At 41.7% G+C, this 16,808-nt stretch carries 12 protein-coding genes; 9 read left to right on the top strand and 3 right to left on the bottom strand.

Going from position 1 to position 16,808, the window contains the following annotated elements; all coding sequences use genetic code 11:
* Positions 1 to 29: 29 nt before the first annotated feature.
* Positions 30 to 419 carry a response regulator gene (locus DMR_RS23075; protein ID WP_012750569.1) on the bottom strand — a complete coding sequence of 130 codons (390 nt, stop codon included), beginning with the start codon at positions 417 to 419 and terminating at the stop codon, positions 30 to 32.
* 95 nt (positions 420 to 514) lie between these two features.
* Entirely contained in the window at positions 515 to 706 is a 192-nt protein-coding gene (locus DMR_RS23070; RefSeq protein ID WP_012750568.1) for a hypothetical protein, read from the bottom strand.
* 437 nt (positions 707 to 1,143) lie between these two features.
* Between DMR_RS23070 and DMR_RS23065 the strand changes: the two genes are divergently transcribed.
* The 7 genes from DMR_RS23065 (at position 1,144) to DMR_RS23045 (ending at position 14,688) form a co-directional block, all read left to right on the top strand.
* Positions 1,144 to 3,408, top strand: a complete 2,265-nt coding sequence (locus DMR_RS23065; RefSeq protein ID WP_012750566.1) for an ATP-binding protein — start codon at positions 1,144 to 1,146, stop codon at positions 3,406 to 3,408.
* 1,211 nt (positions 3,409 to 4,619) lie between these two features.
* Complete coding sequence (locus DMR_RS22750) at positions 4,620 to 7,088, top strand: methyl-accepting chemotaxis protein (RefSeq protein WP_012750565.1); 2,469 nt, start codon at positions 4,620 to 4,622, stop codon at positions 7,086 to 7,088.
* Positions 7,088 to 7,558, top strand: coding sequence for a chemotaxis protein CheW (locus tag DMR_RS04630; RefSeq protein WP_012750564.1), 471 nt, complete (start codon positions 7,088 to 7,090; stop codon positions 7,556 to 7,558). The genes DMR_RS22750 and DMR_RS04630 overlap by 1 nt, the downstream gene beginning before the upstream one ends.
* Before the next feature lie 812 nt (positions 7,559 to 8,370).
* On the top strand, positions 8,371 to 8,880 hold the full coding sequence (locus DMR_RS23060) for a chemotaxis protein CheW (protein ID WP_012750562.1): 510 nt from the start codon (positions 8,371 to 8,373) through the stop codon (positions 8,878 to 8,880).
* A gap of 67 nt (positions 8,881 to 8,947) precedes the next feature.
* Positions 8,948 to 10,957, top strand: coding sequence for a methyl-accepting chemotaxis protein (locus DMR_RS04625; RefSeq protein ID WP_012750561.1), 2,010 nt, complete (start codon positions 8,948 to 8,950; stop codon positions 10,955 to 10,957).
* Between the two features lie 424 nt (positions 10,958 to 11,381).
* The gene (locus DMR_RS23050) at positions 11,382 to 12,332 is read left to right on the top strand and encodes a chemotaxis protein (protein ID WP_012750559.1); all 951 of its coding nucleotides are present in this window, start codon (positions 11,382 to 11,384) and stop codon (positions 12,330 to 12,332) included.
* 64 nt (positions 12,333 to 12,396) lie between these two features.
* Positions 12,397 to 14,688, top strand: coding sequence for an ATP-binding protein (locus DMR_RS23045; RefSeq protein WP_158304241.1), 2,292 nt, complete (start codon positions 12,397 to 12,399; stop codon positions 14,686 to 14,688).
* A gap of 87 nt (positions 14,689 to 14,775) precedes the next feature.
* On the opposite strand, the gene DMR_RS04615 is transcribed toward DMR_RS23045, so the two are convergent.
* Complete coding sequence (locus DMR_RS04615) at positions 14,776 to 15,096, bottom strand: hypothetical protein (protein ID WP_012750557.1); 321 nt, start codon at positions 15,094 to 15,096, stop codon at positions 14,776 to 14,778.
* Between the two features lie 685 nt (positions 15,097 to 15,781).
* On the opposite strand from DMR_RS04615, the gene DMR_RS23040 reads away from it, so the two are divergent.
* Positions 15,782 to 16,009: a hypothetical protein gene (locus tag DMR_RS23040; RefSeq protein ID WP_012750555.1), complete on the top strand. Its 228-nt coding sequence runs from the start codon at positions 15,782 to 15,784 to the stop codon at positions 16,007 to 16,009.
* Positions 15,996 to 16,391: a DUF6573 family protein gene (locus DMR_RS04610; protein WP_012750554.1), complete on the top strand. Its 396-nt coding sequence runs from the start codon at positions 15,996 to 15,998 to the stop codon at positions 16,389 to 16,391. Before DMR_RS23040 ends, DMR_RS04610 begins: the two co-directional genes overlap by 14 nt.
* Positions 16,392 to 16,808: the final 417 nt, after the last annotated feature.

The following is a 16,808-nucleotide window of genomic DNA, read 5'->3' as shown; positions in this document are numbered from 1 at the left end:
ATAGTGGCCCTCATTACCCGGCACTCCCCTTAGCGAATTACAATCATTTCATGCAAATTATTCAGAAGATCAATACGCCGAATAGGCTTAGCAAGAAACCTCGAACTAGACAGTTTACGTATTTTGTCTACATACTGACACCGATCATGTGCGGTCAAAAAGATCACAGGCGTTTCACCACTACCCCGTTGAGATTCAATAGCCCTCATTTTTTCAACAACTTCAAACCCATTCATTCCCGGCATTTCAACATCCATCAAGATACAATCGTAAAGATCAATCTCAAAAAACTTTAACGCGCCAATCCCATTTGAAGCGCAAGTAATAGAATAAAGATGATCTTCAAGATACAACTCAACGAGCAGGCGGTTCGATTCAGAATCATCAACGAGCAAAATCTTATGAAAACAATCTCCCATACCAAGGATCTCCAAGACCATTCTAACCTTTGTAATAATAAACAAAACCAGCCAAACTTGTAAAGCATGAAGCCAAAACCGACAGAAAGCTTGGACTATTCAATGAAAATATCCACAAAATCCAGCAAAACCAAAAAAGCAGCTGCATCGGACTGTGCATCTATCAATCTTGCATTGAGATCAAAAGCTAGCGAATAGTTTCCGCGATTTAATATTGCATCAAAAGTATCAGAGACTAGCTTTTCGTATGTTATGCCCACTTTGGCATACACCAATGGCTTTTCCATTGGACTTTCTTACCACAAAGATTCAATATGAGGCTACTATTTTCTGGAAAATGTGCAAGCAATTAGTGTGAGTTGGCAGGACTCTGCCATCCCGCACCATAGACAACGATAAAAAATGCAGGAACCTGCGCTTTGAACCGCCCTACCCGGTGGTTCACCATTTTTTAACGGCGTGGTAAGCTGTACCAGGATTCGGTCCCAGCGGCGTCGGTGCTGGTGTCCAAATGGGGCAGCTGGACCTGGACTGGGTCAGAGAGTATCCCATCGATCGCAGCTTGGGAAGTTTACTTGGTGTTGCAGTTGATTTTAAAGGAAAAAAACACAATATCCAAGCTTCATCGATAATCTTACGACAAGATATCGACTTAACTTTTAGCGAACCTACAAAAACCAATACATAGCTCACCACGCAACGAACAAATAAACAGAGACCTCCAATGCGAAAAATCAAAAATCGAGTAATCGTCTTAATGCTAGCATCTCTAGTCCCCATACTAGTTATTTTAACATTGTTGAATTATAAAGTAAGATCTCAAAACTATACCATTGCCGAAAAGAACATATCTCACGCTATACACGAAATAAAATTTTTTCAACTTAGTCTTACAACAAAAACCAGAGAAATATTATCACTACTTTCACAAGAAGACGAAGTACAACAAATTGACACCGCATCAATGTCCAAATTGTTTTCAAGCATCTTACTAAGCAATGGCGAAATTTATAGCAATCTGTTTTTTTGCGATTTAAATGGAAATGTCATTGCGTCTGGAAAGCAAATGCATGACGCAACAAATTCTAGTACCAGGAAATACTTTACAGATGCAATTAAAACAGGCAAATTTTCGACTGGTGAATATATAGTAGGCAGGATTACAAACAACCCAGTATTCCATTTTTCCTACCCTGTTAAAAACCATTCAAACAAAACTCTCGGAGTGCTCGTAATTTCCATAAATCTAAACAAACTAGACGCAATATTTTCGAAAACTTATCTACCAGAAGGTTCTTTCATAAGAATATTTGACCACAACGGCATAAGTTTACTCAGACTTCCGCCAGATCCGAAACATTATCAAACAGGCTCAAAGCTTCGAGAAGATTTTTGGAAAAAAATCTCAAGTTCAGATTCAGAAAACAGTTTCATTGACCTTGGATCAGATAACATTGAAAAATTCTACAGCTTCATAAACATAACAACAAATGAATCCAACACCCCATTCATGTACTTCCTGTTTGGCATACCGACTTCTTCAATTTATACAGAAGCTAATAAATATTTACATCTAAGCCTTGCCATTACCATCGCTGCGACATTACTAACTGTATTAATCTTCAGACACTACTCACAAAAGACGATAACAAGGCGCATTGAAATCCTACACGACTTAACACAAAACCCCGCGATCGCTAATATAAATTACACGGGAGACATATACCAAGATGAATTAACTCAGCTAATGCTTTCTTTCCACGATATGATCAAGAGGATATCTAAATCATCTTCACAGTTAATAAAAGCGAAAGAAGATGCAGAAGCAGCCAACCTAGCTAAATCTAGATTTCTCGCGACCATGAGCCATGAGATTAGAACTCCATTCAATGGAATAATGAGCATGCTTCAACTATGCGAAGGCACTAATCTCACAACTGAACAAAAATTATACACTTCCTTAGCTCTTGAATCTACGAGAAAATTGCTCGCCCTAGTAAATGAGATCTTAGACTTGGCAAGACTGGAACAAGGAAAAGAAATATCTTGTGTCACGGAATTTTCTCTAGCCTGTATGCTTGCCGACATGGAAATTCTCTTTAAATCTATTTTAAAAGATAAAAAAATAAAATATGAATCACATATCGTTAACGATCTACCTCTTTTGATTGGCGACGAACTAAAAGTACGTCAAATACTTTTTAATTTGATAGGAAACGCCTTAAAAGCGACATCTGATGGCTCTGTTGTGGTTTCAGCCTCACCAATTCAAATATGTCAAGAATTTAGAAAAATCACCATAATGTTCACCATAACTGACACTGGTCTTGGCATCCCACAAGAGCAAATCAAACGACTTTTTAAGCCGTTTACACAGATTAAAGGGACTTATACGCAAAGCAAATCTGGAACTGGACTCGGACTGTCCATTGTCACAAGACTTGTCAAAACAATGGAAGGAACATTATGTATTTCAAGCGAAGAAAACGCAGGAACAACCGTCGATCTAACGCTGCCATTTTATTACTCAGAGCAGCGCGACACTCTACTCCCTCAAAAAAACGAACTAATTGATCTACAAACTTTTAAACCGACAGACTCAATCAAAATACTTTTAGCAGAAGACGAAAGAGTTAATCAAATAGCACTGCAACATTTAGCAAAAAAAATTGGGTTATTCATAGATGTTGCAAACAATGGGATAGCTGCTCTAGAATTACTTTCACAGAATAACTACGACTTGGTTCTCATGGACATACAGATGCCTGAACTAGATGGCATACAAACTACTCAAAGAATCAGAGCAAGCAAAACTACTTATGCAAACATCCCTATCATCGCCTTAACAGCGTACGCCATGCCAGGAGACAAAGAAATGTTCATCGAATCGGGAATGAATGACTACTTATCAAAACCAATTGAGTTCAACAACCTCATACAAATACTTCAAAAATACGGGCGCTACCATGCCGAACCACAAAACGTTTAAAAAGTTATTACGATATTAATCGTAACGTTGTTTTTACTGACAGAAATCTGCGCATCAGCCTGTTAGTCCCCAGAAAAAAGCAGGAACCTGCGTATTTGAACGTAGCCGCATCAGTTCTGCTGCTTCGTCATTGAGTTGGACAGGTGCAGAGAGTATCCCATCGGCCTCTGCTTGGGAAGTTTACTTGGCGTTGCCGTTGATGTTCAAAAAGTTCATAAATTACTGCTGATTAAGCATCGGATTGTTGGCGCAAAATCACCGTGGGACTGATGTCCCAGAATTCCAGTTTACTGGACTTTTTGGAAATGATTGATTTGCCGGTTTTCAGCGCGGACAATGGAAGAACTCTGCGAATCATCCCGCTGAACTACCCCAAAAACGAAAGAAATTTCGTATTTGACCAACTGGATATGGGCTAGCCAAGGAGAAATGGGACGGATCAGGAGAATCGGCGGGATTTGAAACCGAGTTGGCAGCCGCGCCACAGTCCGACCACAGCTGCGCCAACGAGATCGAAAACAGACCTATAAAAAACAAAAAATCCCGTTGGCAACTCGCCAACGAGATCACTTTTTGAAAGGGGCTTCTTTAAAGATTTTAAGGGCTTAAGTCACGCTTGTGGTGTGTCAAGCAAGTGCTCTCCCCCTGAGCTACGCTCCTAGATTCAAATCAGGGAAGGGTTTATCTACTCAGAACTCTTCCCCAAGTCAACCCCGAATTTTCCGTTTCCCGGATTTTTTCGGGGACCAACCCGTTGGCGCTTGTTGGCACCGTGTTGGCGAGGTGGGTAAGTACGGTTTCTGGACGGGGAGGTCAAGGGGAAATTATCGTGGGGATGACGGAAAAACATACAGCCCGAAGAAATAAATAATTCTCAATTATTTCAATGTGTTACGTAAGAATGTCAGCATGCCACCCTCATGCAGGAAACTGCACTCGTGCCCCCCCCCCACCTCATTTCGGGAAAAGTTTAAATCAGACCAAACAAGATAATGAGCTTATCCAAACAGTTGGCGATAAAATTTTCCACCTGAGACTATGAGGATAGCCGTTACTTCTGGGAATTTAAACGCCACCTCACTTCCAGGCAAGTATTATATTTTTTCTGAAAGTCGTGACAATCCGATAGAACTGTATAATAGGATAGCCATGGAAGTTGACTCAACAAAGAACCTCATGAAATCCACCACTACTACGACAGGAGAGCAGATATGCGCTTCAGTGACTTGAAAATCAAAACGAAAATCATGACTGGGGCGCTAGCGCTTGTACTCATAACCGTCATATTCGGCGGCTTAGCCTATACATATATCGGCAAAGTATCCTCTGCCCTTATAGGTATAACCGACCGTGACGCTAAAGCGGTAGAATACGCTACCGGTGTCGAGCGCATGGCCCTCAATACTATCATGGAGGAAAAAAATTATCTTATCAGTCAATCGGATGAAGCACATCTACGGGCCGAACAAAACGTCAAAGAGCTTAATTCATTTCTCGACAAAGTGGATGAAATTGCACGTGCAAACAACATCGACACCCTCTTAGAAAAGTCCAAGATTGCTCGGTCTGAAACAGCAAAATACGCTGAAAAATATAGAGAAGGAGTAAAATCGATTAAAGAAAATCGTGATGCAGTAAAAGAAATGGTTCGCACCGGCAATATCGTCGGAGATGCAGCCGCTAAATTTTTGTCGATGCAGGTATCAGCTTATACCAAGGCTCAAAAAGATGGTGCAGATCCAGCTACTCTTGACAAATACGTACAGCGCTACATAATCACCACAAACATATACGAGCTTGCTCTCAAAATCATGCGCGCCGAAAAAGAGGAAGTGAACTATAAAGACAGAAAATCTTACGCATCGATGCAAAAGATGCTCCCGGAGTTAATGGAGCTCTACAACAAACTGGAAAAGATAACCACCGACCCCAGCGAGACACAACTCATCAAAGATGCCAGAACAGCTACGCTTATTTATGAAAAGGCAGCAGCTTCATGGATAAAAAACGACGACAACTTAAATTTGATTTTACAATCGATGTCAACTATGGGGTTGAATGTTATCAAACAGGCACAAGCAGCAGAAGAAGCCGGCTACAAAAAGCTTGAAGATGCGAAAAAAGCAGCTCAAGCTACAAGCGCGGAAGCTGACACAATAATCATTTCAACAATAGCGACCGCAATAGTTCTTGGGCTAGCTATCGCATTTTGGTTAGCGTCAATAATTAGCAGACCAATAATTAAGGGAGTCACGTTTGCCAAGGCTGTCGCAGAAGGTGATTTCAACCAAACTCTTGATATTAATCAAAAAGATGAAATCGGCGTTTTAGCTGATGCGCTGAGAACCATGGTCAAAGAGCTGAAAAATAAAATCGAGTACGCTGATGGCGTCATAAATGGCATAACCGTTCCGTGTGTGATTGGTGACTCATCTGGCAACATCCTACTCGCCAACCAACCTGTCATAGATTTCTTTGAAAAGGATGGCTCCCCAATAGATTTTGTCGGAACCAGCATGGGCTTCTTTGCCTACAATGACAAAAACAAAAAAACCATTACCCAACAAGCCCTAGAAGAAAAGCGCATTATCAAGATGGATCGCGTCGAAATGAAGACAACGACTGGCAAAGAAAAAATTGTCAACGTTGATGCTTCTCCTATTTACGACTACAACCATAATGTTGTAGCCGGGATAACATTATTTAACGACGTAACAGAAGTCGTACTTCAGCAGAAATTAGCAGAAAGAGCAAAAGCTGAAGGCATGCTTCAAGCAGCACAACAACTTGAAAGTGTTGTAGAAATCGTTACTTCCGCGTCTGAACAATTATCTGCTCAGATTGAACAATCAAGCAGAGGTTCAGAAGAACAAGCGCGCAGCATCTCAGAAACCGCGACAGCGATGGAAGAAATGAACGCAACAGTGCTTGAAGTAGCTAAGAACGCATCAAATGCGGCCTCAACCGCTGATCAGGCAAAAGCCAAAGCGGAAGAAGGAGCACGAGCGGTAAGTCAAGTAGTTAAGGGCATTGGGCAAGTCCAAAACCAATCCCAAGAAATGAAAATTGACATGGACAATCTGGGCAAGCAAGCTGAGGGAATCGGACAGATTCTTAATGTCATATCGGACATAGCTGACCAAACTAACCTTTTGGCTCTTAATGCAGCTATTGAAGCGGCCCGGGCTGGTGACGCCGGACGGGGATTCGCAGTTGTCGCTGACGAGGTCAGGAAACTGGCGGAAAAAACCATGACCGCAACCAAGGAAGTCGGGAGCGCAATCCGCGGCATCCAGGATGGCACTAAGAAGAACATTGAAAACGTGGAGCGCACCGGGAAAAACATCGAAGAGGTCACAAGTCTTGCGACAAACTCCGGTGACGCCTTACGACAAATTGTCACTTTGGCTGAAAAAACTACAGATCAAGTCCGTTCAATTGCTACAGCTTCTGAACAGCAATCGGCTACGAGCGAAGAAATCAATCGTAGCATTGAATCTGTGAATCGAATTTCATCCGAAACAGCTGATGGCATGAGACAATCTGCGCAGGCAGTAACCGAGTTAGCTGACCAAGCTCAAGTCCTTAAGCGACTCATTGACGAGATGAAATCTGACGGCGGATCATCATCCACCGCCCTCCCCTCTGGAAAAAAAATCCTTGCTCTCGGGAGAGGTTAATGAGCGAACCAATTATGACCAACCAGGAGAATGAACTTCTCCAGCTTGTGACCTTCGGCATTGGCGAAGAAGAGTTCGGGATTGACATCCTGAAAGTTCAAGAAATTATCCGTATCATGGACATTACTAAAGTTCCAAATGCTCCTCCTTACGTCGAAGGTGTTATCAACCTACGAGGGAAGGTGATACCTGTCATTGATCTCCGAGGTCGATTTGGTCTAGATTATCGTGTCCATGATAGCCAGACCCGTATCATAGTGGTAGATCTTCATGCTATGACAACTGGCTTCGTAGTTGATGAAGTGTCTGAAGTACTTCGCATTCAATCAAACACAGTTGAACCGCCACCACCAGTCGTTTCTGGAATCGAATCGGAGTACATCAAGGGTGTAGGGAAACTTGACAACCGCCTGCTGATCCTTCTCGATCTTGACAAGTTAGTTCCGCTTGAAGAGTTTACGCGCCATTAGCTCCCGATTTTAACGTCAATGAAGCCCACGCAATCCGACTAAAAAAGGAGAACGTGGGCTCTTGCTTTGCCTAAAACTTACCTATCCCATCTGAATACATGTGCAACAACTTTGAACGGAGTAAGTTCTGAGAAATAGGCATTTACTTGGGCTGACAAATCGCAGGATCCTGCCATTGGACACAAATAATTTTGTTCCAAAATGTCATCCAGCCAGCCATCTGCTGAAAATTAAAAGTTCCAGTAAACTGACCTTTTTAACTCACTGTATTTTAACAGCTTTAATCAAAGAAAACAGCTCAAGCCCTTTGGAAGCTTTTTGGGAATGGTTTTTTTCCGGACACCCCTCCCCCGCTCTTTGTCTATGGGCCCTTCCTAGGGTTTTTCCTATCGTCCCCCTGGTTGGGATACCGCCGGAACAAAATCCCAGGAAATCGCGTCCTACACCCAACGTCCGTTTTCCATTTGGCTCTGTCCAGTCCAAAAAAATATTCAATTTGACATAAGTCAAAAAAGACATGTCCTCAATGCAGGATGCTGCATTTTGCCGCAATTTTGAAAATTAGCACCTTGGGCTCGTATGCGCAACGCCTTTTACTAAAACATTTATCTAGAAAAAGTTTTGCAACAGGGGTAAAAAGGAGATAGACTTCAAACTCCTAACAGTGTGTACCAATGGAATACAAGAGCAAATATGCAATTGTCGCTAATCCGAACATATTTGTTCACTCACAGCAACAACGCCAGGCTACTTCATCAAAACAATAGCAAAAGCACTCACCTGGAGTTCGGAAAACTGATGGGGAGGCGTCGATGAAAGAACCAACAGATAGTTGCGATGATCAGTACTTAACTTTTACACTTGAAAAAGGGCTATACGCCCTAAGTATCAATCATGTAAGAGAAGTTCTTGAGTATGTGACCATTACTAGAATGCCGAGAACGCCGGACTATATCTGTGGCGTGATCAATTTAAGAGGTCACGCAGTCCCAGTAGTCGACCTCAAAGTAAAGTTCGGCCTTGGACAAACTGAAAAAACCATCAATACGTGCATCATAATTACCGAAGTAAATTTTGAAGGTGACCAAACTGTGTTTGGAATTCTTTCTGATTCTGTCCGAGAAGTCTACGAAATGGATGAAGGACAAATCGAACCCCCGCCCAACATGGGTACTGCCATTCGAAAAGATTTTATAATTGGGATGGGTCGATCAGATGATGTATTCATCATAATTTTAGACATCAATAAAGTTTTCAACTCACAAGAGTTAGCTAGCGTTCTTGATGCTATTGAGGACAAACAGGGAGCCATAGCTCTTTAATCTTTCTTTCCAAATGGGTTGTCGCAACTTCATTTTGAACTGACTCAATACTAATCAGGAGGATAAGATGCGAAATCTTAAACTTGGAATAAAGATAGGCATTGGTTTTGGCATTCTCATTTTAATCGCATGCGCCCTTGGCGGGATGGCCATATTTAACATGACCACAGTCGAGCACAATGCAAAAAAATTATCAGACGAGTATGTCCCCGAAGTAGCTATTGCGAACAATATAGAACGCTCTTCATTTTTGACGATGTATGCATGGCGAGGCTACAGTCTATCTGAAGAAATAGCATACCTCGACGAGGGGAAAAAAGAACTTTTTCAAGTTCAGAAATTCTTATCGGAAGCAAAAAACCACGCTGATAAATACCAAAACTTGGTAAAACTGAGAGAAAACGTGGCATTGGCTCAAAGCAAAGTTAATGAGTATTCGAAACTTGCCGATCAAACCGTTGCCCAAATTCTAGCTTTAGATAAAGATAGAAAAATTCTCGACACTTCTGCAACTGCTTATATTAAAAATGCTAACGAATTTTTGAAAAACCAAGAGGATGCACTAGCTAAAGACATTGCTAGTGGAGTTTCGCAAGATAAACTGAAAGAAAGGTCGAGCAAGATTTCGCTGATCAATGACGTAATTGACATTGGGAACGACACTCGAATTTCCGTTTGGAAAGCTCAAGCACTCAGAGAACCTAAAGTACTTGAGGCAGCAATGAGCAACTTTCCAAAAATTGAAGATTTTTTATCAAAAATCAAAACTATCACTTTTGTTGAAAACAACCTTAGACAATTAGCAGCTATCTCTGAATCTGCGCAAGCTTATAAATCTGCGATGACAGATCTCTTGGCCAACTGGAATGAATTGCAAAAAATCAACGTCAAGAGAACAGAAATTGGCCAAGCAGTTTTAAGCGCAGCCGCCCAGACCTCCCTTGCAGGTATGGATCAAACCAGTGAAATTTCGAAAGAAGCAGTTACCAGTCTTGGAACTGCCTCTACTACCATGGTTGTAGGACTTTCCATCGCCCTTCTCCTTGGAATTATCGTTTCAGTCGTTTTAACAAAAGCAATTACAGGGCCAGTTCAAAAAGGTGTTCAGTTTGCCGAAGCGATGTCGAACGGAGATTTCACCAAAACTCTTGAAATAGATCAAAAAGACGAAATCGGTATATTGGCAGCTTCACTGAACACTATGGTTGTAAAATTGCGTGAGGTTGTGGCTGAAATTCAATCTGCTTCAGAGAATGTTGCTTCTGGTTCAGAAGAATTATCTGCTTCAGCTCAAAGCATGTCTCAAGGTGCAACAGAACAAGCGGCCAGCGTTGAAGAGATTTCTTCATCCATGGAGCAAATGTCCTCAAACATAAAACAAAATGCTGAGAATGCCCAGCAAACCCAGTCTATTGCAGTCAAAGCCGCACAAGACGCTCAAGAAGGTGGAAAAGCTGTCATTTCAGCTGTGACCGCCATGAAAAATATCGCTGAAAAAATTTCGATCATTGAAGAAATTGCACGACAGACCAACCTGTTAGCACTAAACGCCGCTATCGAAGCGGCTAGAGCAGGTGAACACGGTAAAGGATTCGCAGTTGTCGCCGCAGAAGTCAGGAAACTGGCCGAGCGTAGTGGGAGTGCAGCATCCGAAATTTCTGACCTTTCGACCTCGAGTGTCCGAATTGCTGAGCAAGCTGGAGAAATGTTAACTAAGATGGTCCCAGACATCCAGAGGACAGCAGAACTTGTCCAGGAAATTGCTGCGTCGAGCATAGAGCAAAATTCCGGTGCAGACCAAATAAACAAAGCCATCACTCAACTTGATCAGGTTGTCCAACAGAACGCCTCCGCTTCCGAGGAAATGGCTTCGACGTCCGAAGAACTTTCAAGTCAAGCTGAACAACTGCAGAGCACCATTGAATTCTTCCAAGTTGGCACCACAGGCAACAGAAGGCGTTCAATACCCAAAGCTTTACCTACTGGTCGTCAACGGGTCGTTCACTCTACCAGAAAACAAACATCTACCGCAAAAATTGATCTGGATATGGAAGATTCCGACTTCGAAAAATTCTAACGAGTTACGCAAGGAGGTGGGGCCTCACTCCACCTCCTTGCAACGAGCACACAGATGAATCTTTGCCAAGCCATAGATACGAATAAACAACTTTCTGAAATTATTCAAATGGTTGGGAATAAACTTTTGGGAGACGTCAAAGACAGGACCCAGATAAACAAAAGTTTCTTGGCCATATACTTTATCAACTTAATCGTCCTTGAAGACAAAAGATTTCTTGAGGCATACAATACTATAGGCAAAGAAAACATACTAATCTCATTGTACCATTCAGAAATTTTGCTCGAAGAAATTGCGCAGAATTTTCTGGAAAATGATCTCTGTCAAATTGTACGTCTTCTTTCACACTTTTTAATAAACTTGGCAACTAATACACTGAACTCAAAGACAACACCTTCATAGTATACGCTAAAAGAGGAAACCCATGTCACAAGAAATTCTTCTCGAAACTGGAACTAACGAGTTCGAAATTTTAGAGTTTTTTATTACATCACAAACAACCGAGAACTCACCAAGTGGAATGAACTCGTTCGGAATCAATGTTGCCAAAGTAGTTGAAGTGATTGAAAATCCAGGGCTTGAAATAACTTACGACAATGTCAATCCTTGTTTCATGGGAGTCATCTCATTACGTGGGTCAATTTTGCCTATTCTAGATCTTTCAAAATGGCTTAAAATACCCCGAAAAAAGTCTAAAAATGAAATAATAATCGTCACGGAATTCAGCAAACAAACAGCCGGCTTCTTAGTTTCTGGAGTGGTTGAAATTCATCGACTTGACTGGACTCAAGTCGAATCTCCTGACAAACTTGTCTCATCTAGCAAAGAAAACTGCGTAGTTGGCATAGTCCAAATCGAAGACAAAATTATTCAATTACTTGATTTAGAATATATGATTTCTGACCTAACAGGAGTCCAGATAGAAGCGAAAAGTAACTCCTTTGTTTCTGACGATACATACCGAGCCTTAATAGCTGACGATTCGAAACTCATACGCGAAATGCTGAGGAATTCTTTGGAAGAAGCAAATTTCGAAGTACGTGAGTTTACCAATGGCTTAGACTGTTGGAATTATTTAAACCAGCAGATATCCGAAACTTCAGATAGCTTACAACCCACACCTGAACTTGCCGATATTATCATCACAGACATTGAAATGCCACAGATGGATGGCTTTACATTGACAAAGAAAATCAAACAGCATGACCGCTTAAAGAAACTGCCTGTACTGCTTTACTCATCAATCATCACTGAAGAACTATATCACAAAGGGTTATCTGTCGGCGCAGACGAACAAATGTCAAAACCCGATCTACACAAAATACCTCTAACAGCTCACTTACTTATAAAAAAATACGCAAACAAAATAATTTAGTATCGTTGAGTAGTCAGCAACGTTTATTTTGTATCACATTCTAATTTCTATGATTAGGTCCCTCATGACAAAACTATCTCAAGAGAAAAAACTATACGCTTCTTTTCTTGTTACTGCAACTGCTTGGCTAATGCTTATGTTTTGGTTGTACTCATCAGACAAAGCAAATGCCATTGACTCCATTCATTCCCAAGCGTTAGTCGAAGCAGAAATAGCTTACAATAAAGACATTACTTACAGAAGATGGGCAGCCCAAATGGGCGGCGTGTATGCAGAAATCTCACAAAATCTTCAGCCCAATCCTTATTTGGATGTTCCGGACAGAGACGTGACTACAAATTCTGGAAAAAAACTAACATTAATAAACCCTGCATTTATGACAAGAATGGTTCATGACGTCATGGACCTTGAGTTCGGTTTAAAAGGGCATATAACAAGCTTAACACCAATTCGACCTGAAAACTCGCCATCACCATGGGAAACTGAAGCATTAAAAAGATTTCGAGAAGGCGTCAAAGAATATTATGAATTCGCCCAAGAAGATGGCAAACCAATTTTGCGCTATATGCGCCCAATGACAACTGAAAAAGCATGTTTAAAATGCCATGCAAAACAAGGATATAAAGTCGGAGACATCCGCGGTGGAATTAGCGTCACAGTCCCCATGGACAAATACGACATATCCCTCGCCAAGCTTATTACATCAGCCTTCTATCAATACCTCACAATTGGTAGTCTAGGGTTTCTGTTTATAATTGCTACATTTTTCTTTTTATTTAGGAATGAAAAGATTAGGGACAAAACTAATAAAATCTTATTGAAGTCAGAAGCAACCAGCCGTGAAAATGAAGCAAGGTTTAGATCTCTTTACGAGAGTTCTCCTCTAGGGACGCTATTGCTCGACAAAAATGGAACGGCGACCGATTGCAATCTCGCGTTTTCAAAGATTTTTGACTCTCCTAGGGAAACTTATCGCGGCATCAATCTATACGAAGCAGTTAAAGACAAGTTGTTTTTAGATGCTGTGGAAGAATTGATAAATACAGGCGAAACACACGCTGAAGGTTCTTATGAATCTTTTTTTTCTCATAAAAACATTTTCATACGCGTTCACGGAGTTAAAGCTCACGACAACTTATTCATGGTAATCGTTGAAGACATAACTGCCGAAAAGATATCAGAGCTTGAACTTATTGCCGCAAAAGAACAAGCTCTCGCAGCTTCTAAATCAAAAAGTGAATTTTTAGCTAATATGAGTCACGAGATAAGAACTCCATTAAATGGGATCATGGGAATGCTCCAGTTGCTCGAATCCACAGACACTGACAGCGAACAAACCGAATATATCGACATCGCGTTAAATTCAGGAAGAAACTTAACTAGTTTAATTACTGATATTTTGGACTTGTCACGCATCGAACAAGGCTATGTAGCCTTAGAGAATCATGGGTTCAACCTCAATCACCTTGTTGAAGACGTTATCAATACTTTCATTACAGAACTAACTTCAAAAAATCTAGAAATCAAAACTTCTATCGACAAGTCAATTCCCGATTTGGTTTATGGCGACTCTGGCCGGCTAAGACAAATTATTTTCAATATATTTGGTAATTCGGTCAAATTCACATCTCGGGGCTGCATAAGTCTAACGATCACCTCGCTCATAAATAACAATATTATTAATATTTTCATTGAAATTTCAGACACTGGCATAGGAATACCAGAAGACAAGTTAGACGAAATTTTTGTCCCTTTCACACAGGTCGATGGATCTTTGACGCGTAAATACGGAGGAGTTGGACTAGGACTTTCAATTGTGAAAAAGCTACTCCTGATTATGGGGGGAAGCATCACTATCGACAATAATGATGATGGTGGCATTACAACTTGCATCGCAATTCCTTTTAAGACAACTGAACCTCCGATTTTAGAGGAAAAAGATTACACTTACAACATCAATCACGAAAATGTTTCAAATTTGAAAATACTTATTGCAGAGGATGACAAAGTCAACCAATTGGCCATATCTAGTTTTGTCAAAAGAATCGGCCACACTGCATTATGTGCGAATGACGGAATAGAAACGTTAAAGCTATTACAATCCGAAGAATTCGATTTAATCCTTATGGACATCCAGATGCCAAATTTAGATGGAGTAGAAACGACCATAGCGATAAGAAATTCCAACGAAAAATTTTCGAAAATACCTATTATAGCCTTAACCGCTCATGCTATGGCTGGAGACCGAGAAAAATTCTTGGCTCACGGCATGAATGGCTACTTATCAAAACCAATTATAATCGAAGACTTAAAGAACACCATCGACAAAATATTCAGTCACGACACAGGGGTTTAACCTTTACAAACCGTACAAGTAATCAAAGCCCACGCAATCCACCTAAACTGGAGAACGTGGGCTTTCAATCTTTTCTACCGAAACAAGCTACTTCTGCTCCAGCACAATCTTCCCTTCTTCCAAGCTTGAGACTTTAAATTCGTCACCCAGGGTGAAACCATAGTTTGACAGAAGAGTCGGGGACAGACGCAGTCCGTTTTTCGAGAACTTGGCATTTCCAGAAACCGCCCGAGTTTCCATACCTTCAATCTTATAAAACTTTTCATCCATCTGCATCAACTTCAGGAGATGGTTTTTCAAAGTCACCTTATCAATCCCGAAAGCGTCCATGATTTGCTGGGCGGTCTTCCCTTCGGTAATCATGGTGCGAAGTTTCATCGCGTCAAATTTTGATTCTTTTCCAGCCATGGGTAGTACTCCTTAAAAAGTGGTTAATTTGATTTCCAAAAAGTAGCTTAAAACGTTAAGATGTCAATACAGCCAGCGATTAACGGCAAAAGGCTGCTTCACTGGTAAATTGTCAAATTCTGGCCCGGTCAAAAACGACGGATATTTCGTATTTTAAAAAGCTTAGCTATTACGGGGCGTTAATACCACGGTTCAGCGTACCCAACGCTCCAGGACCAGGAACAGAACAGACTAGTTTTAGTGCCCTTGGTCGTTAGCAGGGTCGGAAAATGGCAGAATTATGCCATCGGAAACTATCGTTTTGGGTTCATAATGGCATTCAGCCCTAAATAGCCGAACTTTCGACCTATCTACTGAAAATCAAAAGTTCCAGTAAACTGGACTTTTCAAAAGTCGTCGGTGTCACAGATTTCTTCGTAGCAAATAGCTGAAGCCCCAACATTAGGGAAATCTGGGCTTGGCCTTTTCCCACGGACACCCCTCCCCAACCCTCTCTACGGGCCTTTCCTGGGGTTTTTCCAGTCATCCCCTTGGTTGGGCTTCCCCCGGGCCAAAAACCCAGGAAATCCCCGTATACACCCAATGTCCGATTTCCATAGGGCTCTGTCCAGCTAAACTTCCCAGACTCCCGTGACCGCCCCACTGGTCCAGGGTATCCTTCTGCTTAAAAAGCAAAGGAGGCCATATGGACCAAAAAGATCATGCTCTTCTTCAAACAAAGGACGAAATATTCAATGCGTTTCGTCCGATTGAACAGCTTTTCAAAATAATGGACACGAGTTCAGTCGAGATATACGGGCAACTAACGCGCTCATATGCCGATGTTGGAATTACACTGTGTCAAAACTTCCGTCAACATCTCGATGCTATTTTAACTGCCGAATCTGGAGGCAATCAAAATGACCACCGATAAAGCTTTTGGGAACCTCATCTTCAGCTACACCAGGGCACAGGCCATTGCTGACGGAGTTCTGATCGACATCACTGACGAGGCCAAAGCTCACGGGTTCAAAGTCCACACCGTCGTCACCGACAACCTTTATCACCGGTATGTCGAAGTTCCTGACGGATTGGACATGAGTTTCGGTCAGTCCATTGCTGGCCGGCTCCATGATCTGCTGACCCTAGCTATGTTCGCCGCCCGAGCCAGCAAAGGGACAGATCGGGTTTACTTCAAAGTGGATTTCCTGATGGAGCCAGGACGATCTGAAACCGTCCAAGTTATCGCCCATATTGGCCCCGGTGACGATGGTGCCATTCCAGTCCTGACGATCATGCTGCCCGAGGATGACTGAGCGAAGTTATTAAACTCACCATTTCGTCTTATCGAAGACACCACGCTGGGAAAGTTCTCGCTCTTTGTATTGGTCAAAACTGAAGAATCCAGGAACGGAGCGTTTCTTATGCTCTTTCTTCTTGCCAAGAGATAGCCCAAGCAAGACGATTATGCCCATGACTAGGGCTGATCTTATGATCCATTCCATGGTGTAGATTTACCAGAACGGGGCATTACCGGCTACGGGAAAAATATCTATTAAAAATCGGCAATTTATAGAACATTATTCGATTTAAACCGCACGAATTTCATACGATTTCTCGATGAAATAGCTGCGTGTCGTTTCGAACCAAAGTGGTGAAAGATCGATACGGAAGAGCTAGAAATTGCCAGCTGGTGGGAAACCAAAAAGTCTCAGCCCGCGTTATAGAGCACT

This window comes from Solidesulfovibrio magneticus RS-1 (genome assembly GCF_000010665.1).
In the GTDB taxonomy this organism is placed as follows: Bacteria; Desulfobacterota; Desulfovibrionia; order Desulfovibrionales; family Desulfovibrionaceae; genus Solidesulfovibrio; species Solidesulfovibrio magneticus.
This window is presented reverse-complemented; position numbering and strand designations above follow the sequence as displayed.